This is a genomic window from Bdellovibrionota bacterium (assembly GCA_040386775.1).
In the GTDB taxonomy this organism is placed as follows: Bacteria; Bdellovibrionota; Bdellovibrionia; order Bdellovibrionales; family JAEYZS01; genus JAEYZS01.
This window is the reverse complement of record JAZKEU010000008.1, coordinates 33,576-52,536: the sequence shown is the minus strand read 5'-3', so window position 1 is coordinate 52,536 and position 18,961 is coordinate 33,576. Positions and strand designations below refer to the sequence as shown.

22 protein-coding genes are annotated in these 18,961 nt (G+C 38.6%); 16 read left to right on the top strand and 6 right to left on the bottom strand.

All coding sequences use genetic code 11. The features are described 5' to 3' along the window. Positions 1 to 107: 107 nt before the first annotated feature. Genes acpP through V4596_03145 form a run of 4 tightly spaced genes read left to right on the top strand, consistent with a single transcriptional unit; the run spans position 108 to position 2,629 of the window. Complete coding sequence (gene acpP / locus V4596_03160) at positions 108 to 350, top strand: acyl carrier protein (protein ID MES2768120.1); 243 nt, start codon at positions 108 to 110, stop codon at positions 348 to 350. Next, a complete protein-coding gene (gene fabF, locus V4596_03155; GenBank protein MES2768119.1) occupies positions 350 to 1,618 on the top strand; it encodes a beta-ketoacyl-ACP synthase II in 1,269 nt (422 codons plus the stop codon). The genes acpP and fabF overlap by 1 nt, the downstream gene beginning before the upstream one ends. A 21-nt stretch (positions 1,619 to 1,639) precedes the next feature. Continuing rightward, positions 1,640 to 2,074, top strand: a complete 435-nt coding sequence (gene rpiB, locus V4596_03150) for a ribose 5-phosphate isomerase B (GenBank protein MES2768118.1) — start codon at positions 1,640 to 1,642, stop codon at positions 2,072 to 2,074. Between the two features lie 3 nt (positions 2,075 to 2,077). Then, positions 2,078 to 2,629 carry a GNAT family protein gene (locus V4596_03145; protein ID MES2768117.1) on the top strand — a complete coding sequence of 184 codons (552 nt, stop codon included), beginning with the start codon at positions 2,078 to 2,080 and terminating at the stop codon, positions 2,627 to 2,629. 44 nt (positions 2,630 to 2,673) lie between these two features. Here the strand turns inward: V4596_03145 and V4596_03140 are convergent, their stop codons facing one another. Next, positions 2,674 to 3,060, bottom strand: coding sequence for a hypothetical protein (locus V4596_03140; protein ID MES2768116.1), 387 nt, complete (start codon positions 3,058 to 3,060; stop codon positions 2,674 to 2,676). Between the two features lie 157 nt (positions 3,061 to 3,217). Here V4596_03140 and glyA point away from each other — a divergent pair, with 157 nt between their 5' ends. The 9 genes from glyA to V4596_03095 all read left to right on the top strand — a co-directional run bounded on the left by glyA (position 3,218) and on the right by V4596_03095 (position 10,002). Further along, a complete protein-coding gene (gene glyA, locus V4596_03135) occupies positions 3,218 to 4,447 on the top strand; it encodes a serine hydroxymethyltransferase (protein MES2768115.1) in 1,230 nt (409 codons plus the stop codon). A gap of 69 nt (positions 4,448 to 4,516) precedes the next feature. Further along, complete coding sequence (locus V4596_03130) at positions 4,517 to 5,083, top strand: M23 family metallopeptidase (protein MES2768114.1); 567 nt, start codon at positions 4,517 to 4,519, stop codon at positions 5,081 to 5,083. A 53-nt stretch (positions 5,084 to 5,136) separates the two neighbouring features. After that, positions 5,137 to 5,949 (top strand): hypothetical protein, encoded by an 813-nt coding sequence (locus V4596_03125; GenBank protein MES2768113.1) that lies wholly within the window; start codon positions 5,137 to 5,139, stop codon positions 5,947 to 5,949. A 96-nt stretch (positions 5,950 to 6,045) separates the two neighbouring features. Beyond that, the gene (locus V4596_03120) at positions 6,046 to 6,510 is read left to right on the top strand and encodes a hypothetical protein (protein MES2768112.1); all 465 of its coding nucleotides are present in this window, start codon (positions 6,046 to 6,048) and stop codon (positions 6,508 to 6,510) included. Positions 6,511 to 6,593: 83 nt separating this feature from the next. Next, positions 6,594 to 7,670 (top strand): linear amide C-N hydrolase, encoded by a 1,077-nt coding sequence (locus V4596_03115; protein ID MES2768111.1) that lies wholly within the window; start codon positions 6,594 to 6,596, stop codon positions 7,668 to 7,670. Positions 7,671 to 7,769: 99 nt separating this feature from the next. Next, positions 7,770 to 8,600 (top strand): trypsin-like serine protease, encoded by an 831-nt coding sequence (locus tag V4596_03110; protein ID MES2768110.1) that lies wholly within the window; start codon positions 7,770 to 7,772, stop codon positions 8,598 to 8,600. An 81-nt stretch (positions 8,601 to 8,681) separates the two neighbouring features. Continuing rightward, positions 8,682 to 8,966 (top strand): helix-turn-helix transcriptional regulator, encoded by a 285-nt coding sequence (locus V4596_03105; GenBank protein ID MES2768109.1) that lies wholly within the window; start codon positions 8,682 to 8,684, stop codon positions 8,964 to 8,966. An 81-nt stretch (positions 8,967 to 9,047) separates the two neighbouring features. Then, positions 9,048 to 9,590 (top strand): hypothetical protein, encoded by a 543-nt coding sequence (locus tag V4596_03100; protein MES2768108.1) that lies wholly within the window; start codon positions 9,048 to 9,050, stop codon positions 9,588 to 9,590. A gap of 1 nt (position 9,591) precedes the next feature. Then, positions 9,592 to 10,002 (top strand): hypothetical protein, encoded by a 411-nt coding sequence (locus tag V4596_03095; GenBank protein ID MES2768107.1) that lies wholly within the window; start codon positions 9,592 to 9,594, stop codon positions 10,000 to 10,002. Here V4596_03095 and asd read toward each other — a convergent pair. Then, positions 9,999 to 10,826 (bottom strand): archaetidylserine decarboxylase, encoded by an 828-nt coding sequence (asd, locus tag V4596_03090; protein MES2768106.1) that lies wholly within the window; start codon positions 10,824 to 10,826, stop codon positions 9,999 to 10,001. The two genes, V4596_03095 and asd, sit on opposite strands and share 4 nt — an antisense overlap. Before the next feature lie 80 nt (positions 10,827 to 10,906). Between asd and V4596_03085 the strand changes: the two genes are divergently transcribed. The 3 genes from V4596_03085 (at position 10,907) to V4596_03075 (ending at position 14,498) form a co-directional block, all read left to right on the top strand. Next, complete coding sequence (locus tag V4596_03085; protein ID MES2768105.1) at positions 10,907 to 12,436, top strand: FAD-dependent oxidoreductase; 1,530 nt, start codon at positions 10,907 to 10,909, stop codon at positions 12,434 to 12,436. 142 nt (positions 12,437 to 12,578) lie between these two features. Then, on the top strand, positions 12,579 to 13,832 hold the full coding sequence (locus tag V4596_03080) for a hypothetical protein (protein MES2768104.1): 1,254 nt from the start codon (positions 12,579 to 12,581) through the stop codon (positions 13,830 to 13,832). Between the two features lie 9 nt (positions 13,833 to 13,841). Then, the gene (locus V4596_03075; protein MES2768103.1) at positions 13,842 to 14,498 is read left to right on the top strand and encodes an NADAR family protein; all 657 of its coding nucleotides are present in this window, start codon (positions 13,842 to 13,844) and stop codon (positions 14,496 to 14,498) included. Here V4596_03075 and V4596_03070 read toward each other — a convergent pair. The 4 genes from V4596_03070 to scpB form a co-directional block, all read right to left on the bottom strand. After that, positions 14,495 to 15,694 (bottom strand): hypothetical protein, encoded by a 1,200-nt coding sequence (locus V4596_03070; protein MES2768102.1) that lies wholly within the window; start codon positions 15,692 to 15,694, stop codon positions 14,495 to 14,497. The two genes, V4596_03075 and V4596_03070, sit on opposite strands and share 4 nt — an antisense overlap. A 12-nt stretch (positions 15,695 to 15,706) precedes the next feature. Further along, positions 15,707 to 16,510, bottom strand: a complete 804-nt coding sequence (locus V4596_03065) for a TIGR02147 family protein (GenBank protein MES2768101.1) — start codon at positions 16,508 to 16,510, stop codon at positions 15,707 to 15,709. 176 nt (positions 16,511 to 16,686) lie between these two features. Continuing rightward, positions 16,687 to 17,268, bottom strand: coding sequence for a hypothetical protein (locus tag V4596_03060; protein ID MES2768100.1), 582 nt, complete (start codon positions 17,266 to 17,268; stop codon positions 16,687 to 16,689). 425 nt (positions 17,269 to 17,693) lie between these two features. After that, a complete protein-coding gene (scpB, locus tag V4596_03055) occupies positions 17,694 to 18,956 on the bottom strand; it encodes an SMC-Scp complex subunit ScpB (protein ID MES2768099.1) in 1,263 nt (420 codons plus the stop codon). Positions 18,957 to 18,961: the final 5 nt, after the last annotated feature.

Genomic DNA, 18,961 nt, shown 5'->3' with positions numbered 1-18,961 from the left:
TGAATTAGATCGGACATGAATTGGGTTTTTAAAATTAGAATATTAATATACTAACACTTTAGGTGTGGCGAGAATCCGCCACCAAAGGTTAAGAGGAGAGAATTAAAATGGCAACTGTAAAACCAAAGATCAAAGACATCATCGTAGAACAACTTGGTGTAGATCCAGAGAGAGTAAAGTTTGAAGCAAAATTCATCGACGATTTAGGTGCTGATAGCCTAGACATCGTTGAGCTTATTATGGCTATGGAAGAAGAATTCGATATCGAAATTCCAGATGAAGACGCTGAGAAATTAGCTTCTGTTAAAAACGTACAAGACTACCTTGAGTCAAAAGGTGTTCAACTGTAATGATGAACTATACTAGATCAACACCTTCGACTGAGAGACGCGTCGTCGTTACCGGGATTGGACTTGTCTGTCCCACTGGTAACACAACTCGTGAATCCTGGAAGAATATTCTAGAAGGTGTTTCTGGTATTGACCGCATCACGCAATTCGATGCTTCAACCTACGATTGTCAAATCGCAGGCGAAGTTAAGAATTTTCAAACTGAAAATTACATCGAAAAAAAAGAAGTCAAAAAAATGGATCGCTTCATTCAGCTGACAATGGTCGCTGGCCAAGATGCTCTGAAGGATTCAGGATTTGAAATCAACGATCTCAACAGAAAAAAAGTAGGCTGCTTTATCGGCGTGGGAATCGGTGGATTACCGGCGATCGAAGCTCAACACTCTAACCTCCTTGAAAAAGGTCACGGGAGAGTTTCTCCATTTTATATTCCTATGGTCATTGCCAATATGGCAGCTGGCTATTTGAGTATGAGAGTCGGAGCACAAGGTCCAAGCTACTGCATTACTTCTGCATGCTCTTCAGGAGCTCACGCTATCGGCGAAGCCGTAAGGTACGTGAGATCAGGATTTGCGGATATGATGATCGCAGGCGGAGCAGAGAGTGCAGTCGTACCAACAGCAATCGCAGGCTTTGAAAATATGAAAGCTCTCTCTACCAGAAACGATGAACCTAAAAAAGCCTCAAGACCTTTTGATCAAGACCGTGATGGTTTTGTATTGAGCGAAGGTTCTGCTGTTTTAATTTTGGAAAGCTATGAAGCCGCAGTAAAAAGAGGCGCAAGAATTTACGCTGAAATAACTGGCTACGGTTTGAGTAGTGATGCATACCATATCACTTCACCCGCACCGGAGCATAGAGGCGCTCAAGATTCAATGAGAGCAGCTCTCACCGACGCCAGATTAAACCCTGAAGACATTCAGTATGTGAATGCTCACGGAACATCCACTCCTGTTGGTGATGGTTTAGAAACTCTTGCTATCAAACACGTATTTAAAGATCACGCTAAAAAAATAATGGTTTCTAGTACAAAAAGTATGACCGGACATTTGCTTGGTGCTGCTGGCGCTCTAGAGAGTGCGTTCTGTGCCTTGGCCGTTCACGATCAAGTGGCTCCTCCAACAATCAATCTAGAAAATCCATCGCCTGATTGTGATTTGGATTATGTGCCAAAAACTGCAAGAAATACTAAAATCAATCATGTTATAAATAACAGCTTCGGATTTGGTGGAACAAACGCTTCAGTTGTCTTTTCTAAAGTTACCTGACTTTTCCTAAAGGAGGCTCTTTTGAAAATTCTAATCGCTTCAGACCATGCTGGTTATAATCTCAAAAAATATATCATTGAACATTTTCATGAACTTCATTTTGAAGATCTTGGAACTTACGACACTCAAAGCGTGGATTACCCAGATTACGCCGAAAAACTTTGTGAACTTTTGCCTGCCGGAAGCTTGGATCAGAATCCACAACACATGGGAATTCTCATTTGTGGCTCTGGTCAAGGTATGGCCATCAAAGCAAATAAACATTCGCATATCCGCGCAGCTCTTTGCCACAACGTAGTGACTTCAAAACTTTCCAGAGAACACAACAATGCCAATGTGCTCTGCATCGGCGAACGCATCCTACCCTACACTCTAGCAACTGAAATCGTGGACACCTTCTTAAAAACAAAATTCCTAGAAGGCCGCCACACCAACAGAGTAAAGAAACTTTGCTAATCTATGATTTTAAAAATCGATTCTAAATTAGAGCTTAGACAAATTAGAAAAGAAGATGCTTTAGAGTTTTTTAATCTTGCAGATAAAAATAGAGCTTATCTTCGTCAATGGTTAGGCTGGCTGGATCTTTCTAAAGTTCCTCTGGACACGGAATATTTTATCAATTCTACGCTAAAGTTAATTGCAGACAAAGTATCTCTCTGCTTTCTTATTTGGAATGAAAATAAAATCGCTGGGATTATAGATCTTCGAGAAATCAATACTAGCAATAAAAATGCTCTTATCGGCTATTGGGTTGGCGAAGAATCCCGAGGTCAAGGCCTGGCTAAAAAAGCTACCAAAGCTGTGGTTAATTATGCCTTTCATGAGCTGAAATTAAATCGAATTGAAATCAGATGCGCCACTGGAAATACGGCCAGCCAAGCCGTTCCTAAAAGTTTAAACTTTAAAGAAGAAGGAATTCTTCGCGAAAACGAATGGCTCTACGATCATTTTGTAGATCACATCGTTTACAGTATTTTAGCTAAAGAATGGAACCTAAAAACTGAAGTTTAATCTTATTGATCAAGGCCCGTGAAAACTGAAATTTCACATAAGGACTAAAAGCACTGAGAATCTTTATAGTAATGAACTGCAAAGCTTCCATCTGCCTGCACGGTAGTTCCAACCATTAGCTTGCGTTGTTGTTCCGGAAGAGGATGATAACCATCTGTATCGAAACCGCCAGAAATACGATACTCAATCACCGTATAGTAATGAATTGGATAACGAACATGATCATCGCCTTCATTGCCCGTTCGGGTAAAAATTTCTTTTCCTATATGAGCGTCAAAAGCTGGGCAATTCGTAGAGATGGATTCCCGAATGGTATTTTCCATATTTGCAGACAATCTATGTGTACGCTTATTTAAAACAAAGTCCACTTGCGCAAAGCTTTGGCTTGAAGTGAGTAATAAAACACCAACGATAATTTTAGTAAAATTCATAATTGCTCCGTTTATGCGTTAACTTTTTAATAGCCTTTTTATACCATAAAAACATAAAACGTCGTGTTAGGAACAAGTTATTCATAAAAATTACATGACCTGTCTAAAAAGTTGATAGAAACTAGCTCCAATACATCTCGCGCCAAAGGAGCTTTCCATGCTTAAGGACAACGACCCTAAAATTGCCGAACTTATTGAACTAGAAAACCAAAGACAAAAGTTCGGATTAGAGATGATTGCCTCTGAAAATTACGTCTCCAAAAGCGTATTGGAAGCTCAGGGATCCATTCTCACCAACAAATATGCCGAAGGATACCCCGGAAAACGCTATTACGGTGGATGCCACGTGGTGGATGAAATCGAAACCTTAGCCATTGAAAGAGCGAAGCAATTGTTCGGATCTAAGTTTGCCAATGTTCAGCCGCATGCTGGGTCTCAAGCCAATATGGCAGTGTTTTTTGCCTGCGCAAAAGCTGGTGATCGAGTTCTGGGAATGGATTTATCCCATGGTGGACACTTGACGCATGGATCTCCTGTGAATTTCAGTGGATTTTTATTTGACGCACACTTTTATGGGTTAGATGCAAAAACCAGCCTCATCAATTATGATACTGTTAGAAAAAAAGCTCAGGAAGTAAAACCTAGAATTCTTGTAGCAGGATTTAGTGCCTACCCAAGGACTTTGGACTTTGCAAAATTCAGAGAAATTGCGGATGAAGTTGGTGCAACTCTAGTAGCCGATATTTCTCATATCGCTGGTCTTATAGCTGCGGGACTTATTCCTTCTTCAATTCCTTACGCCCATTATACAACAACGACGACTCACAAAACCTTGAGAGGCCCTCGCGGCGGCATGATCATGAGCCAAACTGAAGAGGACGCTAAAAAAGTAAACTCAAAAATCTTTCCCGGAATTCAAGGTGGACCACTCGAACACATTATCGCCGCCAAAGCCGTGGCATTCGGTGAAGCACTTAAGCCAGATTTCAAGGAATATTCTAAACAAGTCATGAAGAACGCAAAAGTTTTGGCCGAAGAATTAATGAAGTTGGATTACGAACTTGTGACTGGCGGAACAGACAATCACCTGATGCTGCTAGATCTATCTAACAAAAGCATCACTGGAAAAGAAGCTGAAGAAGCACTAGATAAAGCAGGAATCACCGTAAATAAAAATACAGTTCCCAATGAAAAGCGCAGCCCCTTTGTCACGAGTGGGATTCGCATCGGAACTCCGGCTCTTACCTCAAGAGGAATGAAAGAATCTGAAATGAAAAAAATCGCTCAATGGATTGGTCAAGTTCTTGCAAATAAAGAGGACATGAAAAATATCGAAAAAGTGAAGGGCCAAATCAAAGAACTTTGCGATAGTTTCCCTATATATTAACCAACATATTAATCGACTTTGGTCCTTAAAAATTTGAAATTCTCCCCAAAAAGTGGCACCATATATGGAGTGGCAAAGAATATATTTAGGACCTACATTTTAGGTATTATTTTAATTGTATCTAATTCTTGCGGAAGTCTGGAAACGGCAGACTACGTTGGCCCTGGCCAAATGCGAATACCTAACGGTGTCGGCACGCCCATAGGAAAAACCTCCATCGTTGATGAGTTGAAACTAAGATGGCCCGTTTCTTCCCCTCGCATCACTCAAGGATTTAAAGCCGGATCAAAAAGATCCAGACATCAAGGGATTGATCTTGGCGGATCAAAAAATACTCCTATACTAGCCGCTCATGATGGAAAAGTCATTTACACCGGTCGCGATTTTCAAGGTTACGGAAAACTCGTTATTGTAGAAAGTCCCAATGGCTATGCGACATTTTACGCTCACTTGAATACAATCAACACGCGTGAAGGCAAATGGGTTATGGCTGGCGAAAAGATCGGTGGAATGGGGCGCACAGGGCGAGCTACCGGCGTTCACCTTCACTTTGAACTGAGAATTGCAGAAGTTGCCGTAGACCCATCATCATATTTCAAAGGCAATCGACAAGCCAACCGGACTCGCAACGAATAAGACTTGATCCTCTCTCTGATTCTTCCTAAAATTATTGCAACAAGTGAGATCAAATGAAATTTTTTGGTTTTTTAACTTTAACTATTTTTGCTTTAACTATTTTTACGGCGTCTTTTCAAGCTATCGCGCAAATTGAAACCACCGAAGAAAATTTTGCAGAATCAAAAGCCATTCTTCAAGAAATCCAAAAAGAAAATTTTTATAAAAAAGGTTCTTTTGATATTCGCACAGGGTTACTGCAGGTTTCTGCCAATAAACCTTCTGATCCTCTAAAATTAAACTCTAGAAATGAAATGCCTTTCGTAGAGTTCGTTTACGAAAACCAAATCTACAAACGCTGGGGCTTTTCTGGAAGCTTTCTCCATGCGCAAAATGCCTTAGGCACCGGGACCTTGAATGGAACCTCTGCTTCTCAGCAGGTCTATCAAGTCGGTGTGATCTATAAAATGATTCTCGATGAAACCATCATCAAAAACTACATCACTTTAAAACTTCAGTATTATGGAATGAGCAATAATTTTAAACTCGAAAATACTCAGGATTTTTATATCAAGTCTGAATCAGGAATTCTTTTAGGCGTAGAGAGAAGTATTCCAGCAACAGAACTCTTTGATCTTCGAGGAAGCTTTGATTTTATTTATATCTCCTCGGCCGACACCGACAGCATCATAGAATACAAACCTCACGGTAACGGTCTTCAGCTGAGAGCTGATGTATTTTATAACTTCAGTAAGGTTTCAAGATTAGGATTGGGATACGGTATCAGCGCGTTCTTCAATAAGTTCACAGAACCCGATTTTGAAGCCAGAGATCGCCATACCCAAACATACAAAGCCATGTATCTTGATTATTCATATCTATTTTAAAGCTTTCCTGAGATTTTTTCGTCGAATATTTTGACAAGCATTTCTTGTTTACAAGTCCCCGTCGGACACATCTTAATCATGGTATGTTGGTGTTGTATGAAAAACTTATTTCTATTCAGTTTTATTACATTCTCCATCTACTTATCTCAATTGAACATTGCCAATGCTATGTCGGTTACTCCAGCAGTAAAAAAAGAGATATCCAATATTGATTTTAGTGGAGATCTCTACATTCACTATTCCTCAGAATCTAAAAGCGAGGTATCTGCTAAATGGGTCAGAAAGTGCGAGATTGCCAACAGATCCTTTAAGACGGGTTCAGACATCAAGTACAAAGTAAAACTACTTAGCCCTATTTACAAGTGCAATGTTGGAGCGATGCCTTTCCAAGGGAACCACTTATTTTTACTGAGTATTAAAAATAAACTTTACCTCAGACACGAATTGACCTGGAAGTCGCTTACCTATGAAGTTAACAGCATTATAGAAAATAAAATTTATGTCGGCGAACTGGCTCAATACGAAACTGCTGATCCAAAAAAATCTTTTTCGGATATATAACTCAAATATATAAGTTGCAGTATTTATTTAATGACAGGTATCACCTCCCTTGAATAAACTAGGTTTATCTAAGGGGAAAAATTATGTTTCGTATTTTCGTTATAGCAATCACAATCAATTTATTTGTTTATTCCAACTCACATGCATGTTCCAGTTTTCAACTGGAACCTCATTTTAACACCTATGTTGGGAAAAATTATGACTGGAGTTTTGGCGATGCCTACGTGATTTATAATCCCAAGGGCTTACAAAAATTCTCGCTCACCCTAAAACCTGACCAAAAGAAAACTCAATGGGTCTCTCAACATTCAAGTCTCACATTCAACCAATATGGATTGGATTTCCCTAATGGCGGGATCAACGAAAAAGGTTTAAGCATTGAAGTTCTTTGGCTCGATGAGAGTATTTTTCCTGCACAAGATGAAAAAGCTGTCTTTAATGAACTCCAATGGATTCAGTATGCCTTGGATACTCAAAGCACAACTGCGGGAGTTGTTCAAACCCTTGAAACTGTAAGAATTGAACCTATCTACGCTAAGGTTCATTATTTTGTTTGTGACCTTGAAAGAAACTGCACCACCATTGAATTTGTGAATGGCAAAGCTGCAATTGGAACTTATGAAAAATATGGATTTGATGTGATCACAAATTCTACTCACAAAGATTCTATGAGCTATTTGTCTTTATTTAAAAATTTTGGAGGAAACTACAATGTGATTTGGGAGAACTATGCATCTCTTGACCGCTTTGTTCGCCTCAATGATCTTTTAAGAACTTACAAAGATACACAAGATCCCATCGAATACGCTTTTAAATCTCTCGACTCTGTAAAAAGAGAAAAAGTCAGCGTAGGTAGCTATACACAATGGCAAATTGTTTATGACAAAGAAAATTTAGTAAGCCACTTTAAGACTACGTTCAGCTCTTTCAAAGTAGCTAACGTTTCACTTAAAAGCTTTCCACCAGAATGTTCTCAGCGACAATATTTTGATTTAAAAAGTAAAGTTCATGGTGATATCAACGACAAATTCCAACCTCTGACCTATGAATTAAACTATCAGTTGGTTAAAACCAGTCTTAAAAAGGTTATGCCCAATGCGCCAGAAGACATGGTAAAGGCCATTTCTGGTGCTCCATTTAAGTTTGAATGCGTTCCATAGGACTTTGAATGTCGTACATTTTTTTGACGATCCAGGAAAAAATTTCTGTCGCCCATAACAAAATGGAATTCATACCCTAAAAGGGATATTCTGTTTACTATGAAAAATATTTTATTATTATTTTTTACTACCATTGTACACATGGTTGGAGCGTTACCTTCTTTTGCAAATTCTGTAATAGGAAATGGAATGTCGCTTGAAGAAATACAGCAAGTGACAGGACGTTTTGTAAGGTTGGCAAATGACTCTACTACTGAATACTTTTGCTCTGGCATTGTTATCGCTCCCAAAGTAGTGCTTACTGCCAGTCATTGTATTGATGGAATACAAGGTGAGAAAAATATTTATTTTGATCTCCCTAACCATCAAGATCTGTCCATTTCTCAATCTGCTTTTTCTATTAAAACTGTGGTGAGAAATAAAAATTTTAATGTGCGTGACTTTAATGGTGAATTTTTCTTGAATGAAAAATCAATTGATCATGATTTTTCTTTTGTTGTTTTAGAGAAAAATATTCCCAACTTACCATTTGTTTCCTATTATCCTGGGAACTTAGAATCTAGAATCGAACTGATTTACATAGGAGCTCTTCAAGAAGGACAATTGAGTCTTCTCGATAATCTTGCGATGCGAAGGTGCAACTCCAATAAAGGTGGCTTTTACAGCAAGAACAGAATAATCATTAAATCGAATTGCGGCTTGGTACCGGGTAATTCTGGTGGACCTATCTTTCTTAAAAAAAAATATGGGAGTGAAATAAAATTTTATCTTTTAGGAACCGCAAGTGGTATTGGTATAAAAAAATCAACTAAAGAGATCTTAGATATAGCAATGTTTTCTAGATATTATCCAGATAGAATTTTTGAATTAAGGGATTATTCTTTAAGAACAAAAATTTGGAAATACATTCAAAATTATTTTGATAAATAAATTTATTAAAATGATAAAATATAATCAGTTTATTTATATATTCTCTTGCCTTATAAGCATCCCTAGGGAACGGGGGATCGTATGGAAAGCTTTGCAAGTCGGCTTAAAAGGCTGAGGGTCGAAAAGGGATTATCCGCAAAAGACATCGCACAAAAAATCGGAGTGTCTGTCTCAACATACCGAGAATGGGAATATGGCAGACAAATCAAAGGCGAACCTTATGTAAGGATTGCCACAGCCTTAGAAGTGACACTCTATAAACTTTTAACAGGCAAAGACTCAGATCCAATACAACTCCACTCGAACCTAGAAAAAATCGAAGAAAATATTAAGGAATTACGCAAAAACCTTCAGTCGTTTTTTTAAGGGATAGATCGTTTTCCAGTACATACAAAATATTATTGTATTAAAAGATCAGGAAAAGATCAGAAAACTAGGGGGACCAAAATGAAAAAAATCGCTGCAATTTTAATTTTAATCGCAATGTTTACACTTAAAGCTCACACCGCACCTCCCACGATGCACGTTTTAGAAGAGCAACCTTACTTTCATTTTGAATGTGAAGTAAAAAATAAAAAATTTGTAGAACGCCAAGCTTCTGCAAAATCTGAACTACTTAAAATCTACAACACCAATTCTCCATCGGATGTTTGGTCGAACCTTCTAGATGCAGACGCTGAATGTAATGATAAAGAATGTTACCTCAACAATGGTTGCGATAATAGCTTTGTATTTACCCCAGATCAAGAAGCGCTTAAGAGGTTTAAAAATAAAGAACTCAACACAGATCTGGTAAAAATCAAAGCAGTATTCTTCATGAATTTCGCTGATAATTCAGAAGAAGGATACCATGAGGCAACTGAAACAGTTTCATGTGTTGTATGGGCAACTAAAAATCCTATAGAAGAACCTTTGTATATGGGTGAAACAATTAAAAGAAAAGAAAAAATTAAAAATCCAGACGGCAAACCCGGCATAATAGAAAGGTAAGATGAAAAAAATTATTCTAGCATTGATCACAGTTTGTTTTATTCAACCAACACTTGCAGTGGAAGTAGACCTAGAGATAGCAGAGTGTCAAGATCCAGTTGAAAATACTGACTCAAAAATTATCTGTTCTGAAGCAGCTTACAAGCTTACAGATAAGGATAGCAGTTCTCGCAGTATTAAAAATATTCCGTTCAATACTTTTGATCACATTTCTTTTAATTACCCAGATCCTGATACAAATGTCGTTTATAACTACGACAGAGTCGTTTTATCAAAATCAACTGGCGAAACTTTAGGATACTTAAATATTTTTGCAGCTGTTAACACGGAGGCAAGCTTTGCTGTTCAATTTAAGGTTTACTATTCTTTAGATGGAAAATTACTGGCAGTTTACGTTTCGGATCTAAACTAAGAGTCCTTTAACAAACTCTCACCCATGCGAACAGGCCCTGACGCAAAGTTAGGGTTTGCTGGGAAAAAATTCTTTTCATAAACCATCACGACTGTGGAGCCCATATGAAAGGCTCCAAGGTCATCGCCCTTCAACACTGCAATAGGTTGATCGTATTTTTTCTGAATTGGATTTCTATCTAAAAATTTATTAGTAATAATATCTTTATCAAAAGTTAACGTCATCTTTCCAACGTTGGTCGCCCCTACCATAACCAGTGAACAAACACCTTGATCCGTTTTAATAGTTACAACCACTCTTTCATTGATTGCAAAAAGATTTTTAATATTACTGGTGCTCCAGTTATTTACCGGCCATAGCTTTCCAGGAATATAATGGATATCTGTAATGAATCCATCTACCGGTGAATGCACACGGTGATAGTCTGTGGGACAAAGATAATAGAGGAAAAAATAACCATCAAAGAGTCTTTCCGCAAGAACATCATTACAAAGAAAATCTTTTAACGAATAAAGCATTCCTTTGGCTTGAATAAGAGTCTCACCTGCTAATTTTCCGTACTGAGTGAGGTTAGAATCTGCAGGATGAACAACCCCTTTACCGATAGGTCTAATACCAATTTTGAGTTTTCTCGTAAAAAAATCATCCAAGGATCTGTATTCTGCGATTTCTTTTTCTGCTTGATAAAGGTCGATTTTATAGATTTTTGCAAAGCCTCTAATCACTTCACGTACGACAAATCCCGGCCATGTGATTTGGGCAAGCAATCCAAACAGATAGCTGACAAGGTTTTTGGGTAAAACGTACAAGATTGAATAAAACATCTTTCCAAATATACCCCAAGTCTATAAATTAAGTGAATCACTTTATTTTGCCCATTAGCTTTGGGCCATAAGGCATAAAAATGAAACTTCTCAAAGACATTAAAGTCCCTTTGGACACATCCCTCGAAGACGTCATTCGTAAAGAAATCCCTGAATTCTCATCCTACCGCGTCCTCAAAAAATCCGTAGATGCCCGAAAAAGACACGCAATACACGAGGTTTATACCTTAGAAGTCTATTTGCCTGGTGAAAAACCCATGGACGATGACTTTCCTGTAGAAAAAATTAAATTCGAAGGTAAAAAACCCATTATCGTAGGCGGAGGCCCCGCGGGACTCTTTTGTGCCTTAAGATTGATCGAAAGAGGCATTCCCTGCATACTTTTAGAGCGCGGCTCCCCCACTGAAAAACGAATCTTTAAGATCAACCGATTTTGGAGATATGGTGAATTTGATCCCGAAGACAATGTCTGCTTTGGTGAAGGCGGCGCAGGATTTTTTAGTGATGGAAAATTAGTCACAAGAATCAAATCTGATTTTATTCCTTATGTCCTCCATAGACTTGTCCAATTTGGAGCTCCTCCGGAAATTCAATACCTTTCCAATCCCCACGTGGGCTCCGATAAAATCAGAAGAATCATGCCTAGGATGAGAAAACATCTAGAAGCCAACGGCTGCGAAATCATTTTCAATACTCGGGTGACTGAGCTTGTTCATACAAAAGATAAAATCACCGGCGTTAAAACTTCTGACGGAAAAGAATATCATTCGGATCATGTGGTGCTGGCGACGGGACACTCAGCTTCAGACATTCTGGATCACTTGTATGATATCGGTGTAAAACTCGAAGGAAAATCCTTTGCCATGGGTTTGCGTGTAGAACATCCTCAAAAATTTGTGAATGAAGTTCAATACAGAAAATTTGCAGAACATCCTAAATTAAAATCTGCCAACTACAAACTCACCTACAATACGGATACTGGCATCGGCGTCTATAGCTTCTGCATGTGCCCTGGAGGATACGTTTTATCAAGCGGTACTGAAGCTGACGGTCTGGTCTGTAACGGTATGAGCAATTACAACCGTAATGGCCAGTTCGCAAACTCAGCGATTGTTATCAGTATCGATCACAAAAAAATATTCGGAGACGATCTTTTCGGAGGAATGAAACTCCGTCGTGAATTAGAAAAGAAATGTTTTGAAGAAGTCAAAAAGCAAGGCGGAACCAAAGAACTCCCTGTGCAAACAACTTTAGATTTTATTAAAAACAAAAAAGGCAAGGCCCTACCCACATCCTCACCATCCGGAGTTTTACCTATCAACTTCAATGACATCCTACCAGACTACATCATCAAACCTTTGATCGAAGGCCTAAAAGATTTTAACGATAAGATGCCGGGATTTATTTCCGAAGAATCACAACTTCATGGAATCGAATCTAGGACCTCATGTCCCTTGAGAGTTCCAAGAGATACTGAGACTTTAATTTCTATTTCTCACAAAGGACTTTATCCTGCGGGTGAGGGCGCTGGTTACGCTGGTGGAATCACATCGGCTGCTGTCGATGGAATCAAAATCGCAGAAAGTATTGCCTCAAACTACATAAACTAAACGCTTTATCGTTTTTGTTTTCGTATTCGTCATGAATGAGCGCATGATTTTTGTGTAGAAAGTTCATAAGCCAATTCCTAACTTGATGTCTACCGACCACCTCAATATTCAGTGTTTAATTTAAAAACTAATGGGGTGAAAAATGAAATCTATTTTATTGGTACTTTCTCTTTTTATAAGTTTAAGCGTTCACGCTTCGGATCAAGATGTTCTGCTGAACAATTACACTCATGTGTATGACTTGAGCCAACACAAAGGACAAACGTTCCTCGCATTCATGAAAGAAACAGTTAAGCCCGCACTTGATGAAGTGGCAACAGAGGGCTACCAGATCGCCGACGGTGAAACTATTAACGCTGTCTATGAGTACGTGGATGAAAAAATCCAAAAAAACGTACAAAGAAATGGAGGCATTGAAGCCGTAATGGAAATCGCGGAAGGCCTTCAAGGAGAAACGGTAACTCTGAATGATCTTCCTCAAAAAATTGCAGCATTGAACCGTAGTGTAGATCGTTACGATCTTTCTACCTTTCTTGGGCTTGCCAGTGGCGGTGGGGTTGCAGTTCAATTTTATAAAAACAATTACGCTTACAATGTTCACTACGATACGACTGAACAAAAATCAGGAAGAAGCTTTAGCGTAGGGACAACAAGACCTGCAAATGATGTTTCCTACAAAGTTTACCTCGATGATTTAGATCAATACACAAGACATCAAGACGTCGACAACTTACCTCAATTTTACAAAGCAATTTTGGAATCTCTTCTTGATAGCAACCCCAAAAATTATGCTAAAGTGACAGACTTTGGACAAACTGTGCTTTCAGATTTTTTAGCTGTATACATGGCAGAGCAAGCCCGAAATCTAATGGATGGACGAGTGACGACTCATTGGGATGCGGCACTCTTAGAAGTGACTCTCCTTGCTTCATTCCATGCGGGCCAAGAAGAATTCAAGCTGTACTACCAAAACCCAGCAGATGGAGAAACAACTTTCACAGGAACCGTTCTTGAGCAAGCACGTTGTGCGATTCCAAGTAAAGATCGTAAAGCCACAATGAGAGACTACTGGCAGTTCAGCCGTCGTGTTGATGACACAAAAAATTGTGGTCGTAGCGGAGTGAATATCACAAAGAATGAGTTCAGAAAATTGGGTGCTGAAATCACTCAGTACATGAAAACCAACCATCCTGAATACGTTGAAGAAGTTGTAAGTGCTATGGGCTTGGATGCAGATGTAGAAAATCTTTACCAAGAACTTTCTGAGTTCATTATCAGCAGCAAAGCTAAGGATTCACTTGGACCAAAAGCTTATAAGATCTCAGCAGCATGGGTCAATTTTTTAGAACAAGTGACAGCTTCAGCAGAAGACATCACAACTGAATTATCAGAGTAGGAATAACAAATGGCTTGGCTTCTCACGCTCACTCTTGCATTGGCAATATCATCAGAAAACATCTGCCCTTACCCAAAGGAATGGTGGAAGCCTGTGACTCAAGATACAAAGGACTGGGAAATTCTTCCGCAGTCCGTATCTTGCGAAGAAAAGAAAGTCATACTTTCTAAGCGAAATGAACTTGGCCTATTTTCAAACTTTGCAGATACAGCATTCACCTTGGATTCTAAGAACTACGCCAGCGTTGAAGGTTTCTGGCAAATGATGAAGTACCCAGAAAATCTCGAAGACTCTTCTGATCCAAGAAATGACCCAAGAGTGGAATGGCCCTACACGCGCAAACAAGTTTCACAAATGGTCGGTGAGAACGCCAAAAACGCCGGAAAAATTGCTAACAGTAATCTTAAAAAATTAAATATCTCCTGGATTACTTATAGTGGTCAAAGAATCGAATACAAAGGTAAGGATCAAAATCTTCACTATGAGATCATCGTCAAAGCTCTAAAAGCAAAGATGGAGCAAAACCCTGAAGTTAGAAATCTACTTTTAAAAACAAAAGGCTTAGATCTTTTGCCAGATCACAAAACAGAAGACAATCCCCCACCCGCATACAGATACTATGATATCTGGATGCTTTTGAGAGATGAAATTTTGGCTTTGCCTTAAGGAATATGGATAGACATTACTAATTGAGTAGGAGGTTTACTAGATGCCATTTTTATTTTTGCCCCCCTAAATACCACTCTATCCATTAAATCAATATGTATTTCCCGACCAAGCGGTAATTTTGATATGATTAAATGAGACTCTAGGCTCTCAAATGGAGTGTTATCGAAAGTTTTACCTTCTTCAGACACATGAATATATTTATTAGCTGATAATTTTAATTTGTTCTCACTAAATGTCACGCGTCCCTTTGATTCCGAACTCAACACTGATGATCTATATTCAATTTTATCTTTATCTTCATAGCTTAATTTAAATTCAGATGGCATCGTCTCTGCATGGATGTCGTAATTTTGGCGCCTCGATGTTAAGAAAAATGACTGGTCATAATAGAAAGAGCCATAAGTCTTTCTATCTAATATTAATTCCGATAAATTATTGCGTGGCGTTCTTAAATCCAACGTTATTCCCCAGTATTTATTAGAGGATGTTGAGTCAGGACTGTTTGAATCAATTGCTTGCAAAGTTACAACTTTATTAAAAGTTTTTCCTTCGAATGCCCACTGGATAATTTGTTCGCTAGCTTCTTTATACAGAAGGCTTTTAGACTTTATGTGGGTAGTTTCTTCCAAAATATTAAAACCAATATCAATCAGTTCAAGCATTTTATATTTATTCGCTTGAGCTTGGTCTTCTTCGTATCCAAAATGGTGCAAAGCTTCGTGCAGTAATTTAAGCTCCAACTTGTAACATGAACCAACTTCTATTTCATTTGCAATAGAGTTGTGTTTAATTTCTACTTTGCATTCATAATTTATAAAATCAAAAAGCCTGCCGTAAGCTACAATATATTTTTGCCCCTTAGAATCGACACCGTAATGCATAGCTAAGGGCTCTTCGATACCATAAGGATTTATAGCTGTTCCAGTTTCCGCAGGTTTTAATTGCAAATGTGAGATAATACCTTTTAACTCTTTTAGAGAAATAGGATGAGCAAATTCTTGATTTATTACCTTTGAAAAAGATTCTTCGTCCCATTTATTAAGTTTTTCCAATAAAGCAGCCTGACTAGATTTAATGATCTTATACACATTTGATTCATAATAAGGAAAGCTTCCTCCTTTGCCCTCAGCTCCAGCATGAGCTTGTGACAATATCGCCATCACACTCAGCGCACTTAAAAAATATTTCTTCATACTATACTTCTCCTATTTTCTTGTTCCCTTGGACAGTGGGTAAAGCTGAATTCCTAAATTATAAACTCGGGTCTGATTTCCATTTTCTAAAAATTGGCAAAGATCTCTTCTAAACTTTGTCATCATCTTCCTTGCTTGCGGCAATTTTGACTCGTCAATTGCCATGGTCATAGAGGTGATTTCTTTTTCTTCGATTGCAACGTTATCAATGGCTTCTAGTGCTCTCTGCAGTACGTGCCGTTGAAACTGTTTGTGCGCCGAACTTGTCACGAAATCGTTTTCACCATTAGTCACAAAGCTTTGAGTTTTTAAGAGCTTTCCTCTTTTTTCTACTAAAAGATCTAATTTCAACAGCCTCTCAATGGCTTGCCTAGCCTCGATGACAGAAATTCCCAGCTCTCTCGATATCCAAGTGAGGTCATATTGAAATCCCTTAACATGAGTTAACTCTAAAATTGCAAAATGATACCATTCCGATAGAACTTTGAAAGATTCTATGGAGATTAGACTGTACTCTTGCGGACTAAAACTCGTATCTCCATACGAGGGATTTTTTGCAAGTGAGTTGAGAATGAACGCATGTTCTTGGGGACTCATTTCTAATTTTGCACAAAGCTTAGTAATATATTTTACAGAAGGCTTTCTTTTGCCAGACAACAAATGCGATACTGTTCCTGAAGGCAAGCCAAGATAATTTGCAAAGGCACGGATCGAATAGCCACTGTTCTTACTTCTTCTTTTTAAAAATTCTCTCTGAAACCAACTGATAAAAGTAGTTGGATGTTCTTTTGGTAAGCCAGTTGTCATTTTTTCCATGAGGAGGCTTATATACAAAATATTTTAAAATAACCACATTTTTTGCTGCAAAGTGCAGCATTTGATTGCTGCGGGTAAAACATTCAAAAATATCGCTAGGCACTTGAGATTGAAGAAAGATCCTATCCCTCTCTGGGATAGGCATGTGATCAATACAAGTTATAAGCGCTGATTGATTAAGTATTTGATCCAGATACACATCGAACAGAGAAAGGCGCGTCTAATGACATGAAGGTAATAACACCGCGTCTACCATCGAATAGCCCCCAATCCTCCGTCCAAAACAAATTGTCATCTGCAACTTTTCCAACCATGTTTGGCATTGCCTTTCGAATACCATTCTTCTCGGCTTCTATGTATTCATCCCAAGTTGGCCTCCTCCATGTAATATCGGTAATGCCTGCGACACCAACTGAGCCATTAACAGCAAGGGAATCAGCATTACAGGCTGTCGTGGACTCAATATAAGTAAATCTACTTGGAAGTCGATCACTCCAAATAAGCCCAGTAGAAAGTTCTTTTCGTACCTCTCCCAAACTAGGCTTTCTGCTAACTAAAATAAAACCTTCTTTTTGAAAATCAGACTGACTAGAACAATCGCTGATTCTCTCATCCACTGTACCGCTTAAACCACATGGAGATCTTTCGCTTGCATACGAAAGTCCATTCATAGTTAGTAAGAAAAATAAAAAAACAGCACATTTTACAAATTTCTCTATGGTATCCAAAACTGCATTTCTTATTGATAATGTCTTCATAAAACCTCCCAAAGAATAAATTTTTACGTTTATGTCTTTAATAAATTAGTATCTCTTAATCAGGGAAGATACATTTGTCCCTACGACTTGTTTTGTAAAAGTAAAACTTCTACTCAACATGTACTGTGAAGACTAAATAGACTGTGCACTTTAAAATGACTATGCTTTTGAATGCAATGTGCAGCATTTGATTGCTGCGGGTAAAACATTCAGAAGGGGTGACATACAATGGTGAACGCCTCGAATACAAAGGTAAACATCAAAAGGAACACTATGAAATTATCTAAGGGATGAAAGCGGATCTTAAAAAACCTTCTCCTTGTGGAGTAAGAAGGGAATATTTTTTTACCCTTGATATTGAGCACTATATAAAAACGCAAAGCGACACCGCGGCGGTGTTGCTTTGCAATATAAAATTTTGATTATTAAACGTCTAATTTGGTTTTGATATCGTCTTCGTCGTCGTCGTCGTCGAAGGCTTTGAAAGCATCAGCTGCGGCGTTTGCAAGTCTTGAAACGTCTTGTTGCTCATCCGCGTTCTCTTGAATCGCCTCTACCACTTCTGCTGCGAGTTCTGCTGCAGATTGCTCTGTAGGTTCTGCTACTTCTTCGGCCACTTCTGTCGTTGATTCAGTCATCGCCTCAGCAACGGTCTCAACAACCGGTGCAGTTTCTGCGGCCAATAACTTCTCTTCGAAACGCTTCAACCAACTGATTTCGTTTTTTTCAACATCTTGACCCATGATCATGCGTTCTCTGATGTCGTCCGCTTTGTCTTTTTCTTTTTGATCGCGTTGTCTTTCTTTTTCTTTTTCGAAGTATTCCGAAGAAGTTGAGATTTCAGATAGGCGACCTGTGATCTTAGAATATTCCTCTTCTGCTTCAGCATCTCTTGCGCCGTAATCCAGCGACAATTCGCCAGTCAAAGTGTCGAGAGTCTTTTTCTCTTCTTCCTCACCGCCAATACCTTCAGGAATCAATTGATCGATCTCTTCTAGTGATGGAAGCTCACGAATGTTTCTTAACCCAAAGACTTCTAAGAATTTCTTAGTTGTCTTGTAGAGCATTGGTTTTCCTGGAAGATCAGATTTACCATCGAATTGCAAAAGTCCTTTATCCATAAGCACTCGGATCAAATGGCCCGACTCCACTCCACGAATAGTGTCCACTTCGGCTTTAATACATGGTTGCTTGTAAGCCATAATCGCTAACACTTCCATGCTTGGGCCCGAAACTCTGAATGGACGTTGTTTTACAACTTGTTTTAAGAATTCTGCATTTTCAATTTTAGTTCGAAGTTGATATCCACCGGCGATCTCTTCGATGTATACGCCACGCTCTTGGCTCGCAAGATCTCCTGCGTAATCTTCAAGAACACGTCTTAATTGTTTAGACTTGATGTTTGTTCCTTTAAAAACGGCTTTGATTGCATCAAAAGTCATAGGTTTTGGTGAAGAAAATAAAATACTTTCTAGTAATGACTTCAGACGATCTTCTTCGATAAAGATTTCTTGTCTTTCTTCTTCTGGAACAGCCATAAGGCCTTCTTTTTCCATCAGCGCCGTCATTTCATCTGAAGTTTGATTTTGCGCATAGGACACTTCCTCAGTATCCGCCGCAGCTTGCATTTCTACTTCGATATCAAGTTCATTCATTTCGTTCATGTCGATATCATTTTCTTCTGACATTGTTC